Source organism: Undibacterium hunanense (assembly GCF_014284335.1).
Classification (GTDB): domain Bacteria; phylum Pseudomonadota; class Gammaproteobacteria; order Burkholderiales; family Burkholderiaceae_D; genus Undibacterium; species Undibacterium hunanense.
In genome coordinates this window covers 118,531-141,170 of record NZ_JACOGF010000008.1, presented here as the reverse complement: position 1 = coordinate 141,170, position 22,640 = coordinate 118,531, and the positions used below count along the sequence as shown (strand labels likewise).

Genomic DNA, 22,640 nt, shown 5'->3' with positions numbered 1-22,640 from the left:
ATCATGATTCACATTGGTGAGTTTCATAATTGTGAATGATCCCGATACCAGCGAGTATACCTATCAGCCTATCAATAAAGATCAGGGACACCGGCTGACTGCTTCATACAGGTAGAAAAGCAGTCGGCCTTCCTGCCAGGAGCAATCCGCAGGAAACTCTAAAGCGAAGAGCAAGGTGATCCAAAAAAATCGCTATACGGGAGACTATGATGAACAACACGTCCGGCATATCCTATTTGCCGCATGATTATAAACAAGCTGTGCTGCTGGGCCGCGTATGGCGTGCCGGCAAGATCAACGGGCCTTGCGTGGTTGTCGTGCGCCAGGGCGAAGTAGTCGATATTACCGCCCAGGTACAGACCGTTGCCGATCTGCTGGAAAAGGATCCGTTGCTGGACTTTGTCCTGTCCGTCAAAGGCGAATCGCTGGGCGACGTGCAGACCCTGATTGATCAATCCCTGCACCGTCAGGCAGATTCCACCACACCCTGTTTGCTGGCCCCCTGTGACCTGCAAGCCATCAAGGCCTGTGGCGTGACCTTTGCCGTCAGTCTACTGGAAAGAGTCATCGAAGAACAGGCCGCTGGCGATGCGGCAGCAGCAGACCGCTTGCGTGCAGCCATGCAGGCCAGCATAGGCACCGATCTGTCGCGTATACGACCTGGTTCTGACGTGGCAGAAAAACTCAAGCAGGATCTGATCAGCCGTGGTGCCTGGTCACAATATATGGAAGTCGGCATTGGTCCCGACGCCGAAGTATTTTCAAAATCGCAGCCCATGTCAGCCGTTGGTTTTGCTGCCGATGTTGGCATCCATCCCGATTCCAAATGGAATAACCCTGAACCGGAAATCGTCCTGGCCGTCAACAGCCGTGCACAAGTGCTTGGTGCGACGCTGGGTAATGATGTCAACCTGCGTGATATCGAAGGGCGCAGCGCCTTGTTGCTGGGCAAGGCCAAGGACAATAACGGCTCTTGCGCTATTGGTCCGTTTATCCGCCTGTTTGACAGCCACTTCACGATCGATACCATACGCCACGCCGAAGTGCGTCTGCTGATAGAAGGGCAGGACGATGATTTCAGGCTGGACGGCATCAGCATGATGCGCGAAATCAGCCGCGACCCGCTGGATCTGGTTAGCCAGGTCTGTGGCAACACCCATCAGTATCCGGACGGTTTCATGCTGTTTCTGGGCACCATGTTTTCGCCGATCAAGGACAGAGACGCTGCCGGCAGCGGATTTACCCACCATACCGGCGACAGGGTCAGCATTGCCAGCCCGTCTTTAGGTGCTTTGGTGAACCATGTACAGTATAGTGATGCGATTGCACCCTGGAACTTTGGGGTGCGCGCCCTGTATCGCAGCCTGGCCGTGCGCGGTATTGCCCATGGCCTGACGCATGGTGACACTTCAGGTGCGGTATGAGTGATAGCAATACGGTGAGCCATAGCGCAGACAGACAACAGATTCCGGTGGGCAGCCACCATCCCAAATCGCACAATGAAAGAAAAGCGATGATTTATGCGAGTTACCCGAATTTAGCCGGGAAAAGAGTAGTCGTAACAGGTGGTGGTACCGGTATCGGTGCCGCCATCGTGGATGCCTTCTGCAAACAGGGTGCCCAGGTGTTTTTTCTGGATATCGCCGACGAAGCGTCACAGGCACTGGAAAAAAGCCTGGTGCAGTCAGCCAAGCCACCCAGATTCATGCATTGCGACCTGACAGACCTGGATGCCGTCGCCAAAGTGTTTGCTGACATAGAGCGCGAATATGGTGCCGTAGAGATTTTGATCAACAATGCTGCCAATGATGACCGCCATCAGGTGCAGAATGTGACGCCAGCCTATTGGGACGACAGCTTTGCCGTGAATTTGCGCCACCAGTTTTTTTGTGCCCAGGCTGTGGCTCCGGGTATGAAAGCCCTGGGTGGAGGTGTTATCCTTAACTTTGGCTCCATCTCCTGGCATCTTGCCCTTGGCAATCTCAGCCTGTATATGACAGCCAAGGCAGCGATAGAAGGCCTGACCCGTGGTCTGGCGCGTGATTTGGGGCCAGATGGCATACGTGTCAACTGCATCATCCCCGGTTCTGTACGTACCCCGCGCCAGATGGCGTTGTGGCACACGCCGGAAGAAGAAGCGCAGATACTGGCCGCCCAGTGCCTGCACGAAAGGGTGGAAACTGAAGATGTCGCTGCCCTGACTTTGTTTTTGGCCTCTGACAACGCCGCGCGTTGTTCAGGACGTGATTATTTTGTGGACGCAGGATGGTACGGCGCATGATATTGGATCAGTCTCACTGCATTTGGGAAGTGGCTACGCATCTGGGCGAAGGCCCGGTGTGGCACGCGGGCGAAAAAGCGCTCTATTTTGTGGACATCAAAAGCCGTAAAATCCATCGCTGTGCAGAGGATGGTGCGGCCCGCCAGAGCTGGGATGCGCCCGACCAGATCGGCTTCATCCTGCCTATCCAAGGTGAGAATGGTAATTTCATCTGCGGCTTGCCGGGCAAGCTGGTGCGCTTTTCCAGCAGCACTGGCAGTTTCACAACCATGCTGGAAGTGGAAACCGCTCAACCCGGCAACCGCCTTAATGACGGCTATATCGATAGTCAGGGTTGCCTGTGGTTTGGTTCCATGGACGATGGGGAAAAAGCACCGAGCGGTTCCTTGTATAGACTGAACACACTCACTGATTTGCAGGCGAAGGACCATGATTACATCATCACCAATGGCCCCTGCATGAGCCCCGACGGTAAAGTGTTTTACCACACCGACACCCTGCGCAAGAAAATTTATGCCTTTGATGTGACACCTGATGGCAATCTGTCCGGCAAGCGTGTGTTTGCCGACATCACCAACGGTGGCCACCCGGATGGCACCGTGGTCGATGCAGAAGGCTATCTGTGGGTAGCAATTTTTGCCGGTAACCGGGTGGAACGTTACTCGCCTGCAGGTGAGATCGTCCAGGTCATCAGCTTCCCGTGTTCAAACATTACCAAGGTATGCTTTGGCGGCGATGATTTGCGTACCGTCTTTGTAACTACCGCCTGGAAAGGCATGTCGGCAGAAAGACGTGAACAGCAGCCACTGGCGGGTGGCCTGTTTTCTTTCCGTGTGGACGTGCCCGGTCTGCCGCAATATCAGTTCAGTGAGCATGCATCATGATGTTTGACAACAGCAAGGCACGTCGTTTTCGCTCGCAAGACTGGTTTGATAATCCCGATCATATCGACATGACGGCGCTGTACCTGGAGCGCTTCATGAACTATGGCATCACCCCTGACGAACTGCGTTCTGGCCGCCCCATCATCGGCATAGCCCAGAGCGGCAGCGACATTAGCCCCTGCAACCGCATCCATCTGGAACTGGCCAAGCGGGTACGCGATGGCATCCGGGATGCCGGTGGTATTGCGATGGAATTTCCGCTGCATCCGATTTTTGAAAACTGCCGCCGGCCAACCGCAGCAATAGACCGTAACCTGGCGTATATGGGGCTGATTGAAATCCTGCATGCCTATCCTATCGACGCCGTTGTGCTGACCACAGGCTGTGACAAGACTACGCCAGCCCAGATCATGGCGGCATCGACGGTGGATATCCCGGCCATCGTCCTGTCTGGTGGACCCATGCTGGACGGCTGGATGGATGGTGAACTGGTCGGTTCCGGTGCCGCCATCTGGAAAGGCCGCCGACAACTGGCCGCAGGTGATATCGATGAAGAAAAATTCTTGCAGATAGCGGCGGCATCCGCGCCATCGGCAGGCCATTGCAATACCATGGGTACCGCATCCACCATGAACGCCCTGGCTGAAGCCCTGGGCATGTCATTGACTGGCTGTTCAGCCATCCCCGCGCCTTACCGCGAGCGTGGTCAGATTGCGTATGAAACAGGCCGTCGTATTGTTGAAATGGCGTATCAGGACATTCGCCCATCCAGTATTCTGACGCGTGATGCCTTTCTGGACGCCATCGTGGTTAATGCCGCGATAGGTGGTTCCACCAATGCACAGCCACATATCATGGCCATGGCCAGACATGCCCATGTAGAGCTGCATTCGGATGACTGGATGGCACATGGTCATGACATCCCGCTGATATTGAACATGCAGCCAGCCGGCAAGTTTCTGGGCGAGCGTTTCCACCGTGCCGGTGGCGTGCCCGCCATCATGTGGGAATTGCTGCAAGCCGGCAAACTGCGTGCCGACCGTCTCACCGTCACCGGCAAGACTATGCAAGACAACCTGGATGGCAGGCAAACGAATGACCGCGAAGTCATCTACCCGTATGCGGCACCGCTGAAACAGCAGGCTGGTTTCATGGTGCTGAAGGGTAATCTGTTTGACTTTGCCATCATGAAAACCAGCGTGATCTCACCCGCATTCCGCGAACGTTATCTGAGCAAGGCCGGGCAGGAAAACATCTTTGAATGCAGGGCCGTGGTCTTTGATGGTTCTGGCGATTACCATGCCCGCATCAATGACCCATCGCTGAATATTGATGAAGACAGCATCTTGGTGATACGTGGTGCCGGCCCCGTGGGCTGGCCCGGTTCGGCTGAAGTCGTGAACATGCAACCGCCAGATGCGCTGTTGAAGCGCGGCATACTGAACCTGCCTACGCTGGGCGATGGCCGGCAATCTGGCACATCGGATAGCCCATCCATACTGAACGCCTCGCCTGAAAGCGCGGTTGGTGGTGGCCTGGCCTATATCCGTACCGGTGACACCATACGCATCAACCTGAACACCGGTCGCTGTGACATGCTGATCACGCCAGAAGCACTGGAAAGCCGCAAGGCCGAAGGCATACCGGCCTATCCGGCCAGTCAGACGCCATGGCAAGAGATTTATCGTTCTACCGTAGGGCAGCTGGAAACCGGTGCCTGCATGGAACTGGCTGTGCCATACATCGGTATAGGTAACACGTTACCCCGCCATAATCATTAATTTATACATTAGATTTATAAAAATAGCAGTTAACAACCGGAAGCAACAATACTGAATATACATAAAAACTTAAAGCAATAATAAATGGGATGAGCAATGCGAATACCCATGCTTTAATCCAACAGGAGACAAAACAATGAATACAAAAGTAAAAGCCGCTATCCTCAGTGTGATGCTGGCCCTGAGCAGCAGCATGGCTGGCAGTGCTTATGCCGATGCAAAGAACCCGAAAATCGGCTTTTCCATCGATGATCTGCGGGTAGAGCGCTGGGTCAGGGACAGGGATTTCTTTAGCGCAGAAGCAGAAAAACTCGGTGCCAAGGTGTTTGTGCAATCTGCCGACGCCAGCGAGCAGCGCCAGATTTCGCAGATAGAAAACCTGATCTCGCGTGGCGTCGATGTACTGGTCATCGTACCTTACAACGCCACGGTATTGAATAATGCCATCCGCGAAGCCAAGAAAGCCAATATCAAGGTCGTATCCTATGACCGCCTGATCCTGAATGCTGATATCGACGCCTATATCTCTTTTGATAATGCCAAAGTCGGTGAAATGCAGGCCGAAGGCCTGGTGCAACTGAAACCGAAAGGCAATTACTATTTGCTGGGCGGTGCACCAACCGACAACAACGCCAAGATCTTGCGTGAAGGTCAGATGAAAGTCTTGCAGCCGCTGATCGACAAAGGCGATATCAAAGTGGTCGGCAAACAGTGGGTGAAAGACTGGAGTGCTTCTGAAGCCATGTCCATCGTCGAAAACGCCCTGACTGCGAATAACAACAAGATTGATGCCATCGTTGCCTCCAACGACGGTACTGCCGGTGGCGCGATACAGGCCCTGGCCTCACAAAAACTCAGTGGCAAGGTACCAGTGTCCGGACAGGATGCTGACCTGGCAGCCGTCAAACGTGTGATGGCCGGTACCCAGGCCATGACCGTGTACAAACCCCTGAAGCTGATCGCTTCTGAAGCCGCCAAACTGGCCGTGCAACTGGTACGCAATGAAAAGCCTGCCTACAATTCCCAGTACGAGAATGGCCTCAAAAAAGTCAATACGCTGCTGCTGAAACCTGTTCCGCTGACCAAGGCAAATGTGAACCTGCTGGTGGAAGAGGGTTTCTACACAAAGGCACAACTGTCCGCTAACTGAAATTGATTTTAGTCGTCATGGTAATGGTAGCCAGCAATTGCTGGTTGCCAGTACCAGCTTCGCCTGCCTTGCTCGTGTGCAGGGCTGATTTATAGTTTGCTCCAGGATGCCCCGGGAAAATTAGCATGTCTGAATATTTGCTCGAAATGAAAGACATCGTCAAAGAATTTGGCGGTGTGCGTGCCTTAAACGGTATTGACATCAAGGTCAGGGCTGGTGAATGCATAGGTCTGTGCGGTGAAAACGGTGCCGGCAAATCCACCCTGATGAAGGTCTTGTCCGGCGTCTACCCGCATGGTACCTGGGATGGTGAAATTCTGTGGGAAGGTCAGCAACTGAAGGCGCAATCCATTCGTGATACCGAATCGGCAGGCATCATCATCATCCATCAGGAACTGATGCTGGTCCCCGAATTGTCTGTTGCTGAAAACATGTTCCTGGGGAATGAAATCACCTTGCCAGGTGGCCGCATGGATTATGCTGCCATGAACAAGCGCGCCGAAGAATTGCTGCGTGAACTGAATATACCCGAAGTCAATGTGGTACTGCCGGTCAAGAATTATGGCGGCGGCCACCAACAATTGATAGAAATTGCCAAAGCACTCAACAAGCAAGCCAAGCTGCTGATACTGGATGAACCTTCATCGTCGCTGACTGCATCAGAAATCACGGTTTTGCTCAATATTATCCGCGCCTTGAAGGCCAAGGGCGTGACCTGTATTTATATCTCACACAAGCTCGATGAAGTCGAAGCCATCTGCGACACCATCGTCGTCATACGTGATGGACAGCATATTGCCACAACACCGATGGCCGCTATGAGCGCAGAACGCATCATCGCCCAGATGGTGGGGCGTGAAATGAATCAGCTCTATCCCAAGCAAGAACATGCCATAGGCGAAGTGGTGTTTGAAGCACGCAATGTGACCTGTTATGACACAGAAAACCCGCAACGCAAGCGTGTCGATAACATTTCATTCACCTTGCGCCAGGGTGAAATTTTGGGTATCGCTGGTCTGGTCGGCGCAGGCCGTACCGAACTGGTGTCGGCCCTGTTTGGTGCTTACCCAGGGGAATATGAAGCCGAAGTCTGGCTCAATGGCAGCAAGCTCGATAGCAGCAGTCCACTGAAGTCCATACGCGCTGGCCTGGCCATGGTGCCGGAAGACCGCAAGCAGCATGGCATCGTGCCGGATCTGGATGTGGGTCAGAACATGAGTCTGAGCGTTTTGCATGAATTTGCCAGGCTCAGCCGCATCGACAAGGAAGCGGAACTGAAGACCATACGCACAGAAATCGCCAGCATGACCCTGAAAACCGCCAGCCCGTTTTTACCGATTACCAGCCTGTCTGGTGGTAACCAGCAAAAAGCGGTGCTGTCGAAGATGCTGTTGACCAAACCAAAGATTTTGATACTCGATGAACCGACGCGCGGTGTCGATGTCGGTGCCAAGTATGAAATCTACAAACTGATGTTTGAACTGGTGAAGCAGGGCATGTCCATCATCATGGTGTCATCTGAACTGGCTGAAGTGCTGGGTATTTCTGACCGCGTGCTGGTGATAGGCGAAGGCAAACTGCGCGGCAATTTCATCAATAAGGATTTGACGCAGGAAACCCTGCTGGCGGCGGCACTGGATCAAGGTCATGCGCTGGCGTCCAACCAAACAAGCCAGGCAAATCAATTCAGCCCTGTGCTATGACCACCCATCTGATGCCATTCATCGCTATCGGTAAAAATTAATATGAAAAACCTGAATATCAAACAGTTGTTCACCCAATACAAAATGCTGGCCCTGCTGATCGCCATCGTGCTGATCTGGGCTTTTTTCAGCTGGAAAACTGAAGGCGGTTTCATTACCCCGCGCAATTTGTCCAATCTGATGCGGCAAATGTCGATTACCGGCATCGTTGCCTGTGGCATGGCGCTGGTGATTATCGCTGGCGAAATTGATCTGTCTGTTGGTTCACTGCTGGGTTTGCTTGGTGGTGTGGCAGCGGTGCTGGATGTTACCCATCATTTGCCGCTGCCAGTCAACCTGATGCTGGTGCTGGCCCTGGGTTTGCTGATAGGCCTGTTCAATGGCTACCTGACTGCCTACATGAAGATACCGTCCTTCATTGTCGGGCTGGGTGGCATGCTGGCATATCGTGGCATCGTGCTGGGTGTGACTGGCGGCACCACGGTAGCGCCAGTGTCCGCTGACATGGTGTATCTGGGCCAGGGTTATCTGTCGGCGACGACCGGTGTCCTGCTGGGCATAGCCCTGTTTGCACTGGCAGTCTTTTTGACCTGGCAGCAACGCAACAAGCGTGCACAGCATGGGCTGGATGTCGCCCCGTTGTGGCGTGACGGCATCAAAATCGCTGCGATTGCGGCGGTGTTGCTGGCCTTTGTGATGACCTTCAACAGCTACGAAGGCATCCCCCTGCCGGTGTTGCTGTTGCTGGTGTTGCTGGGCATCTTCAGCTACATGACCACGCAAACCGTATTTGGCCGCAGGATTTATGCCGTGGGTAGCAATATGGAAGCCACCCGTCTGTCAGGCATCAATGTGAATGCCATCAAGCTGTGGATATTTGGCATCATGGGTTTGATGTGCGCGCTGGCTGGTCTCATCAATACAGCCCGTCTGGCGGCTGGTTCGCCCTCTGCCGGTACCTCGGGCGAGCTGGATGCGATTGCTGCCTGCTTTATCGGCGGCACGTCCATGCGCGGCGGTTCTGGCACGGTGTATGGTGCGCTGATTGGTGCGCTGGTCATGGCCAGCCTGGATAATGGCATGTCCATGCTGGACGTGGATACCTACTGGCAAATGATCGTCAAAGGCTGCATTTTGACGCTGGCTGTGTGGGTGGATGTGAGCACCCGTTCGGCCAGACGATAGTTTTTCAAGTTCCCTTCCGGGTCCGGCAAGGTTCGCCTTGCCTTGCAAGGCGGTTTCTATGAGACCGCCTTTTTTTATTGCTGAAGCAAAGCTGGCCATGCTTAACATAGGTAGCGTCGGTAACATCGGTAACATCGGTAACATCGGTAACATCGGCAGCATCGGTAATCATGATGATGATTGGTGAGTTTCATAATTGTGCCGCTATTCTTTTACATGCAAGATAGTACAGTCGGCACGGCAAGGTAGAAGCCTTGGGCTGTGACCCGCTATTTCAAAAATAAATGCTAAAAATAGCATATGGAGATCACATCAATGAGCAATCAACGCAGGCAATTTTTGTCTTCCGCATCCGGTTTGGCTGGCTGGGCGGTGCTGTCACCTTCTTTGCTTTCACCTTCCCTTGCCTGGGCTGCTGCTGCAAAAGCCGGTGGCAAACCTGTGTATAAAGATGCCGCCGCACCGCTGGCAGCGCGCGTGGATGACCTGCTGGGCCGCATGACCCTGGATGAAAAAATCATGCAGATGCAATGCGTGTGGCAAGACAAAAAACTGATACAGGAAGCCAATGGCGATTTTTCCGTCGCCAAGGCAGGCAAAGTCTATCCCCATGGCCTGGGTATGATGGCACGCCCATCCGACCATCAGGGCATCGCCAAGGCCACAGGTGCGGGTGATGATGGCTCGGTGCCAAACCGCAATGCCTTGCAAACGGCCACCTATGTCAATGCCGTGCAAAAATGGGCTGTCGAACAGACCCGCCTGGGCATTCCATTGCTGATGCATGAAGAAGCCCTGCATGGCTATGTGGCGCGTGATGCCACCTGTTTCCCGCAGGCGATAGGGCTGGCATCGTCGTTTGATCCGGACATGGCGACCAGAATATTCAGCGTGGCTGCGCGTGAGATGCGTGCACGCGGCGCGAATTTTGCGCTGGCACCAGTGGTCGATGTGGCGCGTGAACCGCGCTGGGGCCGCATAGAAGAAACCTATGGCGAAGACCCGCACCTGTGCGGCGAAATGGGCAAGGCTGCGGTGATCGGCTTCATGGGCCCCATGAGCAAAGACAAAAAACTGGCGAAGGACAAGGTGTTTGCCACGCTCAAGCACATGACAGGTCACGGCCAGCCAGAAAACGGTACCAACATCGGCCCGGCAGAAGTCAGTGAACGCACCTTGCGCGAAGAATTTTTTCCGCCCTTTGAAAAACTGGTGCGTGAAACCAATATCAGCGCCGTCATGCCATCCTATAACGAGATCGGTGGTGTTCCCTCACATGCGAATCGCTGGTTGCTGACCAAGGTCTTGCGCGAAGAATGGGGCTTTAAAGGCGCGCTGGTGTCTGACTATTTCGGTATTAATGAACTGGTGACCAGGCATAAGCTGGTACCCAATCCCAAAGAAGCAGCATTGCGCGCCATCAAGGCCGGTGTCGATATCGAAACGCCAGATGGCCTGGGCTACCGCACCCTGGCAGAACTGGTGAAGGAAAAACGTGTTTCTGAAGAAGAAATCAATCGCTGCGTGCGCCGTGTACTGGAACTCAAGTTCCTGGCTGGTTTGTTTGAAAACCCATATGTCGATGCCAGCATTGCCGACCAATTGACTGCCACGCAAGACGCCGTGGCACTGGCACGTGAAGCGGCCACCCGTTCCGTCGTCCTGCTGAAAAATGACAAGGGCCTGCTGCCGCTGAATGGCAAGAAGGTCGGCAAAGTCCTGTTGCTGGGTACCCATGCAAAGGATTGCCCTATCGGCGGGTATTCTGACATCCCGCGTCATGTGGTATCCATCTACGAAGGCTTGCAGGCAGAAAGCCGGGCCCAGGGCTTTGAACTTAGCTATGCCGAAGGGGTACGCATTACCGAAGGCGGCCATGTCTGGGGACATGATGAAGTCAAATTCACGCCACCGGCAGTCAATGCCAAGCTGATTGCCGAAGCGGTAGAAGCGGCCAAATCAGCCGATACCATTATCATGGTATTGGGTGACAATGAACAAACCAGCCGTGAAGCCTGGGCCGACAACCATCTGGGTGACCGTGCCAGCCTGGATTTGATGGGTCAGCAAAATGACCTGGCCAAGGCGATTTTTGATCTGGGAAAACCGACCGTCGTGTTCTTGCTGAATGGTCGCCCGCTGTCCGTCAACCTGCTGGCCGAACGCGCAGACGCGCTGGTAGAAGGCTGGTACATGGGACAGGAAACCGGCTTTGCAGCAGCAGACATTTTATTTGGCCGCGTCAACCCCGGCGGCAAATTGCCGGTGTCGATTGCCCGCAATGTCGGCCAGTTGCCGATTTATTACAACTACAAACCGTCTGCCCGTCGTGGCTATCTGGATGCATCGACCAAACCCTTGTACCCGTTCGGCTTTGGCCTTAGCTATACTTCGTTCAGCATTTCGGAACCACGTCTGACCAAGGCAACAATGGGCGTCGGTGACAGCACCAAAGTTGAGGTCGATGTCACCAACACTGGTGCTGTCAAGGGTGATGAAGTTGTGCAAATCTATGTTCGCGATGATTTCAGCTCGGTCACCAGACCGGTGCTGGAACTGAAAGCCTTCAAGCGGGTGACTCTGAACCCGGGCGAAAAACGTACTTTGTCTTTTGATATCAAACCATCAGATCTGTGGTTCTATAACATGGACATGAAACGCGTGGTGGAGCCGGGCAGCTTCACCATTCATGCCGGTTCCAGCAGCGCTGATCTGAAATCCATCAAGTTGACCGTTAGCTGACTGTTAGCTGACGCATAGCAAGCTGGATGGAAGATTAATGTCGAATGGGGGAGGGTACTGTCTTTGCCACTATGGCGTTCCTTTGGATTTCCTGAAATCGAAAGATGGAAAAGGGAAGGCAGTACAATATAAAAAGTATGGTGACCAAGCCATCCCCCCACGGAGCTGACCGAATATGAAGATGCCTAACTCGCATAGAATTGCTTTATTGTTCAATGCAAACAAGATTTATGACAGGGAAATCATCGCTGGCGTTGCCTCTTATCTCAGCTCGACCAGGGTATCCTGGGATCTGTTTCTGGAAGAAGATTTTCGCGCCCGCCTGCATGGTATAGAAAGCTGGCAGGGTGACGGCATCATCGCTGATTTTGATGACCCTGTGGTCTGCGAGGCGCTGTCGCATAGCCGCGTGCCGGTAGTGGCCGTAGGTGGATCGTACGAGAACGAAGCGCATTATCCCAAAGCTGTACCGTATGTGGCGACCGACAATTTCAAGCTCATCAAACTGGCATATGACCATTTGATTGAAGCTGGTCTGCCACGCTTTGCCTTTTTCAGCCTGCCGGAAGCACCAGAAAACCGCTGGGCGCAAGAACGCGAAAACGCCTTCCTCCAGTTGATGAAGCGCGACCGCCTGACGGCAGAAATTTATCGTGGCCAGATCACCAGTGCGCCATCCTGGGATGAAGCAGTCCAACAATTGATTAAATGGCTGGAAGGCTTGCCCAAGCCGGTTGGCATCATTGCCGTGACCGATGCCCGCGCCCGCCAGTTATTACAGGCCTGCCTGATTGCAGGCATCGCCGTGCCGGAGCAGGTAGCCCTGATAGGCATAGACAATGACCCGCTGGCCCGCATGCTGACCCGTATCCCGCTCAGCTCGGTCATGCAGGGGACGGAAGAAATGGGCCGTACTGCGGCCCACTTGCTGCACCAGATGCTGAACGGGGCAAGGCTGTCCACCACCAGAATCCTGGTGCCGCCGGTCGGCATCAATGTGCTGACGTCATCACGTTATGAGACCCCCAAGCACCCGCACGTCATGCAGGCACGCCATTTCATCCGTCAGTATGCATGTCAGGGCATCAAGACTGAACAAGTGGCTGACTATGTCGGCATTTCCCGTTCATCGCTGGAATCGTATTTCAGGCAGGAACTGGGTCGCAGCGTGCATGATGAAATTCTGCATTTCAAGCTGGAAGCAGCCAAGGCCATGCTGACACTGGGCCAGAGCAGTATTGCCGATGTCGCCGTCAGTTGCGGCTTTACCACCATACAGTATATGCATGCCGTGTTCAAACGGGAACTGGGCTGCACCCCGCGCAAATATCAGGAAAGCGTATTACAGACGGATGGCAATGCCACAGGCTTGCCGCCGTCACATCCCCACACTCAACTTGCCGAGCAAAGTGATGACGAATAAAAAAACAGTATCCTGCACGGCGACAACGGCAGACGAAAACATTTACACCCTGCGCAATGCACAGGATATGCAACTGACCATCAGCGATCGCGGTGCCTCGCTGGTATCCTGGCTGGCACCCGACCGTTACGGGCGCGTCGGCGATGTTTTACTTGCCTATGCCGAAGCCGGCAGCTATGTGCAAAATCCATTTTATTTTGGTGCCATCATCGGGCGCTGGGCCAACCGTATTGCCGCCGGACAGTTTGAGCTGGATGGCCGTAGCTACGCCGTGGAATGCAATGATGGCGACAATCATCTGCACGGCGGCAGCAGCGGCTTTCACACGGCCCGCTGGCTGGCAACAGAAGAAGACGGCAGCCTGCGCATGTCGTTGACTTCACCGGATGGTGAAGGCGGTTTTCCCGGCAACCTCAAGGTGCAGGTGACATATCGCCTCGATGACGAAGGGCGCCTGACGATAGACTATGAAGCACAATCCGATGCACCAACACCAATCAACCTGACATCGCACCCTTACTTCAATTTGAACGCTGGTACCTCAGACATCAAAGACCATTTGCTGTGCATCGACGCATCGCATTATCTGAAAATCGATGCAGGGTGCATTCCTGCAGAACTGGCGTCAGTAGCAGGCAGTGCCTTCGATTTTCGTCAACCGGCACCCATAGGCCCCAGACTTGACTGGCCCGATCAACAGGTCTTGATCGCTGGCGGTTTTAATCATTGCTATTGCGTGCAAGCCGGGTTGAATGGCCAGCCAGGCCCGCTGCGCGAAGTTGCCAGTGTGTACGACCCAGGCTCAGGCCGCAAGTTGTCCGTCGCCACTGACCAGGCAGGCCTACAGTTCTATAGCGGCAATTTCCTGAGCGGCGTCGCTGGCCGCGATGCACATGACTACGCCAGACACGATGGCTTTTGCCTGGAAGCACAAGCCTACCCTAACCAGATCAACGGCCCGCACGCCGAAGCCGTCATCCTGCGACCTGGACAGGTGTACCGGCAGACGACGGTGTATAGGGTTTCTTTGCAGAGTTGATGGGTCGCGGCAATCAGTATTTGGCACGACTGCACAGGCCACATGCGATAAAGGATCTTTTTGTCGGAGCTAGTGGGTAGCTCCGACAAAGAAGCAGCTCTTACTTGCCAGATGCCATCGCTGGCAATGTGCCTATGATTGTATTTTGAAATTTTTCTGGTTCGTCCTTATGGATTTGATGTCCAGATTTTTCAAACAAAAACAAATTTTTCTTTGGCGCTTTCAATTGTTCATAGTACTTTTCCGTAATGCTGGTCAATGTTTGAATATCGTTCTTGCCAACCAAAAAATACACTGGACAGTCAACTTCTTTCAAGGTCTTTGGTAAATCGACGCTTATTACTGCGTTCCATACAGGTGACCAGGATTTTGACCATTTAAGAAAGCCGTTTTTAAATTCAGTGCTTGTTACATTCTCTTTTCCCTCTTTGTATGCGAGCCACTTTCTTAAATAAAACAGGTCTTCGTCATTTTTTAAAGGAATATTCACGCTAGCCAATTCAGTACTTGCGATAACATTATCTTTGAAATGCTCTTTCAAAATGACAAGTAATTCTTTTTCGCTCGCCAACTGACTAATGACTGGATTTGCCGCAAAATATGCATGCAGTAATTCTGGATGATTCTTAACGATATAAAAGCCTAAAACATTGCCCCAGGAACTACCCAGTAAATATATTTTTTCCTGGTGTAATTCTTTTCTTATAAATTCTATGACTTGATATGTGTCCTGTTCCATTAGTTCTACTGAGGGCTGGATGGGCGAAGGATTTAATTTTAATGTCTTCCCGGCATCCCTCTGATCCCATTGAACAATCGTAAATTTAGTTTTTAAAATTGTTGTAAACGAAGCGGCATTGTTCATCATGGAGCTTCCAGGTCCTCCAGACAGAAATAACAGAACTGGCTTACTTGAATCATCCGTTTTAATTTCTACAAACTGTTTTATGCCACCAATGTCTGGAGTCAGAAGTTTGTCGATTTGTATTGGCGTGTTTTGGGATTTAATTTCGCTTACATCCTGGCCTAAGCATTCAGAAAATGGAATCAAGGCAATAAACAGAACTGCTAGTATATTTTTATTTATCATGGATTGATCGTCTGGTTAATTACTTATACGGTTGCTTCTATCCTAAAAGCGCATTGTATCTGCTAGATAGCTTCCGCTTTGAATTCATCTGCAAAGCCACTTTTTCTCATGATGTACATCCTTCTCAGTTTTTGACATTATTAAATGCCTACCGAATTAGTCGAAGTCCAACAAGACCAAACTTAACGACGGATATATATGCATGTAGAACTGATAAGAACGCTTAATTCGATTTATTAGTTGTTTTAAATTCAAGTTCCACCTTCTTTTAGTCTTATAATGTTAATAAATCAATCAACTAATCTTTACGAGCCAAGTTTGCATCAACCTAAATGAGAAATTCAAGCTTTTATGAAATCATCAAAAAATTATGCTCTCGCGCAGTTGCATTTTTATTTAAGCAAATGGCCGTTTGGGTTTATGTTGGTCAAAACGGTCTTTTCCGGTACTTTTATCCACAGAGGAATCCAAAGTGCCGTCCATCAATATCGCACTAAGCAATGTCAAGCACCGATTGTTGCCCATGTTGATGTAGTCGCAAATGAGAATACCGTACACTGGGATAATCATGTCAAATTAGTTGAAAGTAAGGTTTTGAAAGGATGGCTTGACTGGGAGTTCATCGAAGTCGAGCATATAAGGCCGAGTGTATCGGGGGATCGATCAATTTACTATCTCCAACATTTTTTTACTGAACATCTGCCACATATGCCTGTGAAACGTGCGCTGAGTTTGGGCTGTGGAGGGGGAAATTTAGAGCGCGCTTTAATTGGGTTAAATGCTTCGGAGACTATTGATGCTTTTGATGCGAGTCCAGAATCAATCAATTTGGCAAAGCGACTAGCCGTCGAAAACGGTTGCTCAAATCGAATTCACTACAACGTAGCGGATATTGATAAAATTAAATTGGAGGCGAATAGCTATGATTTCATCGTAGCAAAAATGTCTTTGCATCATTTTGAAGACTTTGATCATATTTTCGCTCAGATATCTCGTGCCTTGAAACCTGGCGGTGTATTCATGTTCAATGAATACATAGGACCAACGCGATTTCAGTGGACTGAGCTACAACTATCAATCACAAACAGAATCTTACAAACTCTTCCTGAAAAATATCGCCTCAGCGCTTTTACTGGTTCTATTTTGGATGAAATTCAAAGGCCAACGATAAAAGAGATGATCGACATGGATCCTTCTGAAGCGATCAATTCTAGTGAGATTATTCCTAAAGTCGAACAATATTTCGATGTTGTTGAATTAAAGAGATATGGTGGCACCATACTGCATTTGCTTATGAACCATATCATGGCAAATTTCGATACTGACAAAGAGTTAGATGCGACATTATTACGGCTGATTTTTTTACAAGAACAGCTTCTTGTGGAGAATAAGGTTCTAGACAGCGACTTTTGCTATGCCGTTGTTAAGCCTAAGAAAAATTAACAAATTAAGTCTTTGAAATAAAAACCCTATTTAAATTGTAAAAGATTAAATGATGAGTGGATATACATGCGAGGGAAAGCCAAGCTACTGAATTTGATTTCTCAGAAGCTGAAATTATTTTGACATCCAAAAAGTGCATTTTATCGATGAAGAACAATATGAAGTGCTCACTTAAACTTGGTCTGGTGCAGCAGTTCTCATACTATTTCGCCTGTTTTTTTACCGCCAAAGCTTCGCTTTCTTTTTTCAAACCTTTGGATACTGGGCATACGGCCTGCATGAAAGAGGCCAGGGTGTTTGCCAGGTTGTCGCTTTGCAGACGGTAGAACACAAATTGCCCGCGCTTGTCGCTGGCGATCAGTCCTGCTGATTCCAGTATGCGCAAGTGCTTTGACAGGGATGGTTTGGTCATTTCAAAGCGCGCAGCAATTTCACCAGCAGACAATTCTGTCTCCGATAGGTAAGCCAGGATTTTCCGGCGCGGCGTCGATGCCAGAGCTTCAAATATTTTTTCCATACGCAACTGAATGATCTTAATGATTCATCATAGCATTTCGCTGCAATTTATTGAAGTTATTTAGTTAATTAGACATTTAGCTAAATATAGTATATTCTTATTCCATGAACTTTGACGATAGATCGAACATCATGGAATCTGACAAAAGCCCGACAGGCATTGCGACGGTGTACTACAACAGTGCCTGTCCGGTATGTGATGCTGGTATCCGTGATCAGCGTCAACGCATGCAGGCATGCAATATCAACTGGGTGGATGTGCATAGCCAGCCTGATGCAGTGGCTGAAATAAACGGTGAACTTGAAGCCGTTCGTGAGCGCCTGCATGTTCGACATGCCAACGGCGACATCCTGGTTGGTGAGCAGGCCCTGGCTGCATTGTGGTCGGAGACAAAAGGCAGGCGCTGGCTGGCCTGGTTGACTTTACGCATGGGTTTCCTGACCCGGCCTTTGTATAACTGCGTTGCCAAGTACCTGTACCGCTGGAATCGCAGGCGTGGTCACTGGTAATACCAGAAAAAATCATTTCACTATTGAGAACACCATGAACGCTACACAAACCACAGAAAGTAATGCCGACCCAGCCGAATTGGCTCGCTTCAATAAACTGGCCAATCGCTGGTGGGATGAAAATTCAGAATTCAAACCCTTGCACAGAATTAATCCGCACAGGCTGGAGTGGATAGACAGTCTTGTACAGTTGGCCGGAAAACAGGTGCTGGATGTAGGTTGCGGCGGTGGCATATTGGCGGAATCAATGGCGCATAGAGGAGCGAACGTGACAGGCATAGACCTGGCTGACAAGCCTTTGCAGATCGCACAATGGCATGCGCAGGCCCAGGGCGTGGATGTGCGCTACGCCAAAAGCAGCGCAGAAACCTGGGCGCAGCAACAAGCAGGGCAATACGATGTTGTCACCTGCATGGAAATGCTGGAGCACGTGCCATCTCCGGTAGCCGTCATTCAGGCCTGCACAGACATGGTCAGGCCGGGTGGCTGGGTATTCTTTTCCACCATTAATCGTAATCCGCTGAGCTATGCAATGGCTATTGCGGCAGCCGAGTACATCATGAACATCCTGCCCCGCGGCACGCATCAATATGCGCGCTTTATCAAACCGGCAGAATTGCTGTCCATGGCAAATAGTGCAGGCCTGGTACTGCAGGACAAGCGCGGTCTGGGCTATAACCCTTTGACGCAACACTTCCGCTTGCATGGTTACATGGGAGTAGGGTACTTGCTGGCCATGCAGAAGCCACTGAAGCCATGAAATTGTTCAGGCTTGAATGGATAAAAGATAGTTCAGGTCAGATGTGACAAAGTCACAGCAAAATCCCAAAGAGTCCATACCAGGAGCAGGGTTGATTTGATGACAAGTGGCAGCATATTCTTCATGAAGTGATGGTGACTGCTTGACAGACCATGGCTTCCTACATGAAAGGGTACCGCAATGAATTCGGAACTGTCACTACGCACACAATTGACCAGCCTGGGCCGGGCGCTGCGTGATTTGCATAAGCGCTTGATAGAAGTGGAAACGCAATATTTTGGTGCGGTGGGTAGCCCGCTGGAGCATTTGCATCTGGTGGTGAATCACCCGCATTTTGCCTGGATACAGAAATTATCCAGCCTGATGACGGAGATGGATGAACGTCTGGGCGATGAAAAAGACATCAGCGCGGCCGAAGCCTTTGCGTTTCGTACTGCCATCGAAGAGCTGATAGGCCCGAATGAAAAAGGCGATATGGAATTTCGTGCCAGGTACAACGCGCTGCTGCATGATTCGCCTGACGTGGTGATGGCGCATGGCGCGGTGCGTCAGATATTGGTCGGTATTCTTCCGGCAAAGTAGCCAGATCTTTGCGCCGCTTCGCCGCTTCGTCGACATCCGGAATAATGTGTCTGACACAAAATGACTGGTGCATTCCCTCCCTTTCAAGGGGAGGGTTAGGGTGGGGATGGGTTTCGGTCAATTGACGGCAATGAATTTGTGACAGAAACCTATCCCAGGCTGCCCACTGAGCAGCTTGTAGCATCATCCCCTTGGAGGGGCGCTTGAAACGGTTTTTATCAAACATATCACCCATTTCTCCACCACACCTTAGCTGAACTGCCATCGCCCCATCAATTTGATGGCGTCGGCAGTTGCTGCGCGTAATCATGCCCATGATTGGTGAGTTTCATAATTGCCTAACAGCGCGACTGCGGGCATTCTTTATCCTGCACAAATTCATGGCCTTCGTTTGCAGGCAGACTTGCCGTATAGTCTGTTCCGAATGATAGCCGGCGTGATTTGTAGCGAAAAATTAAAATAAAATTGAGACAAAAATGCCCAAAATGAACGGCAAGGCACCCTGCGACATGCTCAGGTTGCTGTTTGTGTTCATTTCATCTGTTTTCAAAACTCAATTTACATAGCCAGTTGCCAGTGATGTGGTGGCTTGGCGAGCCGATTTTCATGCAGATGAATAGGGACTGAAACCGATATGAACAGAAAAATTTCAAGGCTGGTGTTTGCTGTTGCCGGTTTTTTTATGCTGGTGAGCAATAGCTGTTTTGCCCTTGGCGAAAAAAGCTATATCAGCCAAACACGACAGGCGGGCGATGTGGTCCTGGTTGGTGCCAACAGTACGGCCAGCCTGTATGTGGATACGGGTGATTATGCGAGTGTTCAACGTGCGGTAGGTAATCTGCAAAAAGACATAGAAAGCATTGGCGGTAAAAAACCTGTTATTACCAATGATGCATTGGCCTTGAAGGGCCAGGCTGTCATCGTCGGCACCATAGGTAAAAGCAAGCTGATTGATCAGTTGATTGCGGCGCATAAAATTGATGTCAGCGGTATTGCGAACCAGTGGGATGCCTATCAACTGGTGACGGTGCAAAACCCTCTGCCGGATGTGGCGCAGGCGCTGGTGATTATCGGTGCCAATAAACGCGGTGGTGCGTACGGTGTGTATGACCTGTCTGAACAGATCGGTGTGTCGCCCTGGTACTGGTGGGCTGATGTGCCTTTGAAAAAGAAGAGCAGCATTGCTATCCGGAAAAATACACTGGTACAGGAAATTCCCAAAATCAAATATCGTGGCATCTTTTTGAATGATGAAGCACCGGCACTGACGAATTGGGTCGCCAAAAATTACGGCAATTACAATCAGCAGTTTTATGGCAAGGTGTTTGAATTGCTGCTGCGCCTGAAGGCCAATTATCTGTGGCCAGCCATGTGGAACAATGCCTTTAATGTCGATGATGAACAGAATCGCTTCCTGGCGGATGAAGTCGGCATCATCATGGGTACTTCGCATCACGAACCGATGATGCGCGCCCACAAGGAATGGACGGCAGAAAACGGCAAATGGGATTACCAGAGCAATAAGGCCAAACTCTACCCCTTCTGGGAAGGCGGCGTCGCCCGTAACAAGAACCAGGAAAGTTTGATCACCATAGGCATGCGCGGTGATGGTGATGAACCGATGTCGGAAAGCGAAAATATCTCGCTGCTGGAAAACATCGTCAAAGACCAGCGCCAGATCATCAGCAAGGTGTACGCCAAACCAGCCACGGAAGTGCCACAGGTCTGGGCCTTGTATAAAGAGGTGCAGGCTTACTATGAAAAAGGTATGCGTGTGCCAGATGACGTGACCTTGCTGTGGTGCGATGATAACTGGGGCAATATCCGCCGCCTGCCCAAGCCGGAAGAGCGCAAGCGCGCCGGTGGTGCCGGTGTCTACTACCACTTTGATTATGTCGGTGGCCCGCGTTCTTATCGCTGGATCAATACCAATTCCATCGCCAAGGTATGGGAGCAGATGGATCTGGCTTATCAGTTTGATGCCAGACAGATCTGGATCGTCAATGTCGGCGATTTAAAACCTATGGAATATCCCATAGAGTTTTTCTTGCGCATGGCCTGGAACCCGGAAAAATGGCCGAAAGAACGCCTGCCAGAATTTGGCAAGCTATGGGCAGAGCGTGAATTTGGCGCAGAACATGCCGAAGAAATCGCTACCTTGATGACGGGCTATTCGCGCCATAATTACCGCCGCAAGCCAGAGCTGCAAGACGCCACTACCTACAGCCAGTTGCATTACGATGAAGCTGATCGCGTCACGGCAGAGATCAGGGATTTGCGCAGCCGGGCAGAAGCCTTGTACGCAAAAATGCCAGCAGAATACAAAGACGCGTTTTTTCAACTGGTGCTGCATCCGGTAAAAGCCAGTGCCATCGTTACCGAGATGTACAACATGGTGGGCAAGAACCGTTTGTATGCCAGACAGGGGCGGTCCAATGCAAATGATTATGCCGCGCAGGCCCGTGCCCTGTTCAAGGCGGATGCCGATTTGCAGCGTCAGTATGATACCGAGCTGAGCGGGGGCAAGTGGCAGCATTTCATGGACCAGACCCATATCGGCTACATTCACTGGGACCAGCCCGCCGCCAACACCATGCCTTTGCTGTATGACTTGCAGCCACACAATGGTGCGGATATGGGCGTGGCAGTGGAAGACATCGAACCTGCCTGGCCACAGAATGCCGCATCTGTCTGGCCGCACCAGGGCAATTATCAACTGGCGCGTTTTGACCCTTTTGGAAAACAGCAGCGCACTATCACGGTGTTTAACAAGGGAACCAAGCCATTCAAGTACACCGCCAAGGCCAGCGCGCCGTGGATTGTTCTTAGCGATAGCAGCGGCCAGGTGGTGGGTAGCCAGACTATCAAGGTATCAATTGACTGGAGTAAGCTGCCCATGGGCAAGGTTGAAGGCATGGTTGATATCAAAGGTACAGGCTGGGGCAGTGCCAACATTAAAGTATCAGCCCTGAATGTGGCGCCGCTGCCGCAGGATTTCAAAGGCTTTGTCGAATCAGATGGCAATGTGACGATAGAGGCAGAACACTATAGCAATAGCAGAAACGCGGGTCAGTTTTCCTGGCAAAAAATCCCGGAACACGGGCGGCATTTGTCGTCGATGGCGGTGTTCCCCCGCAGCGACAGGCATTTTACTGACCTGAGCCAGGCTCCTTATCTGGAATACACGGCTTACCTGTATTCCACCGGTGATGTCAGCATAGACTCAATTTTTGCACCCAGCCTGCCTTTTGCCGAAGGGCCAGGTCTGCGTTTTGCGATTGCCGTTGATGATGAAAAACCACAGGTATTCAATATAGTCAAAGACATGAGTTTAAAGGCCTGGGAAGAGTCGGTGAAGGACGAGATGCGTAAAATTACCAGCCGGCACCACATCGCCAAAGCGGGCCTGCATCGCATACGCCTGTACAGCTTGGACGCAGGCCTTACGCTGGAGCGCATAGTCATGAATACCGGCGGCTTGTTTGCAAGCTATCTGGGGCCAAAGGAAAGCACCAGGAAATAAGCGCCAGGAGGCTGTCGCAAAATCAAAT

The 22,640-nt window shown here is 51.3% G+C and carries 18 protein-coding genes; 16 read left to right on the top strand and 2 right to left on the bottom strand.

Annotated elements, in window-relative coordinates:
- The first annotated feature begins 209 nt into the window (after positions 1-209).
- From H8L32_RS16260 to H8L32_RS16215, 11 genes are all read left to right on the top strand, one after another.
- Positions 210-1,424, top strand: a complete 1,215-nt coding sequence (locus tag H8L32_RS16260) for a fumarylacetoacetate hydrolase family protein (RefSeq protein ID WP_230412266.1) — start codon at positions 210-212, stop codon at positions 1,422-1,424.
- Between the two features lie 89 nt (positions 1,425-1,513).
- A complete protein-coding gene (locus H8L32_RS16255) occupies positions 1,514-2,281 on the top strand; it encodes an SDR family NAD(P)-dependent oxidoreductase (RefSeq protein ID WP_186948473.1) in 768 nt (255 codons plus the stop codon).
- Complete coding sequence (locus tag H8L32_RS16250; protein ID WP_230412265.1) at positions 2,278-3,165, top strand: SMP-30/gluconolactonase/LRE family protein; 888 nt, start codon at positions 2,278-2,280, stop codon at positions 3,163-3,165. Before H8L32_RS16255 ends, H8L32_RS16250 begins: the two co-directional genes overlap by 4 nt.
- Complete coding sequence (locus H8L32_RS16245; RefSeq protein ID WP_408058921.1) at positions 3,162-4,946, top strand: IlvD/Edd family dehydratase; 1,785 nt, start codon at positions 3,162-3,164, stop codon at positions 4,944-4,946. The genes H8L32_RS16250 and H8L32_RS16245 overlap by 4 nt, the downstream gene beginning before the upstream one ends.
- A 136-nt stretch (positions 4,947-5,082) precedes the next feature.
- Positions 5,083-6,096, top strand: a complete 1,014-nt coding sequence (gene xylF / locus H8L32_RS16240) for a D-xylose ABC transporter substrate-binding protein (RefSeq protein ID WP_186948311.1) — start codon at positions 5,083-5,085, stop codon at positions 6,094-6,096.
- 125 nt (positions 6,097-6,221) lie between these two features.
- Positions 6,222-7,799, top strand: a complete 1,578-nt coding sequence (gene xylG, locus H8L32_RS16235) for a D-xylose ABC transporter ATP-binding protein (protein WP_186948310.1) — start codon at positions 6,222-6,224, stop codon at positions 7,797-7,799.
- A 42-nt stretch (positions 7,800-7,841) separates the two neighbouring features.
- Positions 7,842-8,984, top strand: a complete 1,143-nt coding sequence (locus H8L32_RS16230; RefSeq protein WP_186948309.1) for a sugar ABC transporter permease — start codon at positions 7,842-7,844, stop codon at positions 8,982-8,984.
- 58 nt (positions 8,985-9,042) lie between these two features.
- Positions 9,043-9,171 (top strand): hypothetical protein, encoded by a 129-nt coding sequence (locus H8L32_RS28005; RefSeq protein WP_268977639.1) that lies wholly within the window; start codon positions 9,043-9,045, stop codon positions 9,169-9,171.
- 128 nt (positions 9,172-9,299) lie between these two features.
- Complete coding sequence (locus H8L32_RS16225; RefSeq protein WP_186948308.1) at positions 9,300-11,726, top strand: glycoside hydrolase family 3 N-terminal domain-containing protein; 2,427 nt, start codon at positions 9,300-9,302, stop codon at positions 11,724-11,726.
- A 175-nt stretch (positions 11,727-11,901) separates the two neighbouring features.
- Positions 11,902-13,149, top strand: a complete 1,248-nt coding sequence (locus H8L32_RS16220) for a XylR family transcriptional regulator (protein ID WP_186948307.1) — start codon at positions 11,902-11,904, stop codon at positions 13,147-13,149.
- Positions 13,139-14,188 (top strand): aldose epimerase family protein, encoded by a 1,050-nt coding sequence (locus H8L32_RS16215; RefSeq protein WP_186948306.1) that lies wholly within the window; start codon positions 13,139-13,141, stop codon positions 14,186-14,188. The genes H8L32_RS16220 and H8L32_RS16215 overlap by 11 nt, the downstream gene beginning before the upstream one ends.
- A 100-nt stretch (positions 14,189-14,288) precedes the next feature.
- Here H8L32_RS16215 and H8L32_RS16210 read toward each other — a convergent pair whose 3' ends face one another.
- Positions 14,289-15,278 (bottom strand): alpha/beta fold hydrolase, encoded by a 990-nt coding sequence (locus tag H8L32_RS16210; protein ID WP_186948305.1) that lies wholly within the window; start codon positions 15,276-15,278, stop codon positions 14,289-14,291.
- Between the two features lie 351 nt (positions 15,279-15,629).
- On the opposite strand from H8L32_RS16210, the gene H8L32_RS16205 reads away from it, so the two are divergent.
- Complete coding sequence (locus tag H8L32_RS16205) at positions 15,630-16,721, top strand: class I SAM-dependent methyltransferase (protein WP_186948304.1); 1,092 nt, start codon at positions 15,630-15,632, stop codon at positions 16,719-16,721.
- A 202-nt stretch (positions 16,722-16,923) separates the two neighbouring features.
- On the opposite strand, the gene H8L32_RS16200 is transcribed toward H8L32_RS16205, so the two are convergent.
- Positions 16,924-17,238, bottom strand: a complete 315-nt coding sequence (locus H8L32_RS16200; protein ID WP_186948303.1) for a metalloregulator ArsR/SmtB family transcription factor — start codon at positions 17,236-17,238, stop codon at positions 16,924-16,926.
- A 131-nt stretch (positions 17,239-17,369) separates the two neighbouring features.
- Between H8L32_RS16200 and H8L32_RS16195 the strand changes: the two genes are divergently transcribed.
- The 4 genes from H8L32_RS16195 to H8L32_RS16180 all read left to right on the top strand — a co-directional run bounded on the left by H8L32_RS16195 (position 17,370) and on the right by H8L32_RS16180 (position 22,612).
- Positions 17,370-17,747: a thiol-disulfide oxidoreductase DCC family protein gene (locus tag H8L32_RS16195; RefSeq protein ID WP_186948302.1), complete on the top strand. Its 378-nt coding sequence runs from the start codon at positions 17,370-17,372 to the stop codon at positions 17,745-17,747.
- A 34-nt stretch (positions 17,748-17,781) separates the two neighbouring features.
- Positions 17,782-18,507 (top strand): bifunctional 2-polyprenyl-6-hydroxyphenol methylase/3-demethylubiquinol 3-O-methyltransferase UbiG, encoded by a 726-nt coding sequence (gene ubiG / locus H8L32_RS16190; RefSeq protein ID WP_186948301.1) that lies wholly within the window; start codon positions 17,782-17,784, stop codon positions 18,505-18,507.
- Between the two features lie 180 nt (positions 18,508-18,687).
- On the top strand, positions 18,688-19,089 hold the full coding sequence (locus H8L32_RS16185; RefSeq protein ID WP_186948300.1) for a hypothetical protein: 402 nt from the start codon (positions 18,688-18,690) through the stop codon (positions 19,087-19,089).
- A gap of 634 nt (positions 19,090-19,723) precedes the next feature.
- Positions 19,724-22,612: a glycosyl hydrolase 115 family protein gene (locus H8L32_RS16180; RefSeq protein ID WP_186948299.1), complete on the top strand. Its 2,889-nt coding sequence runs from the start codon at positions 19,724-19,726 to the stop codon at positions 22,610-22,612.
- Positions 22,613-22,640: the final 28 nt, after the last annotated feature.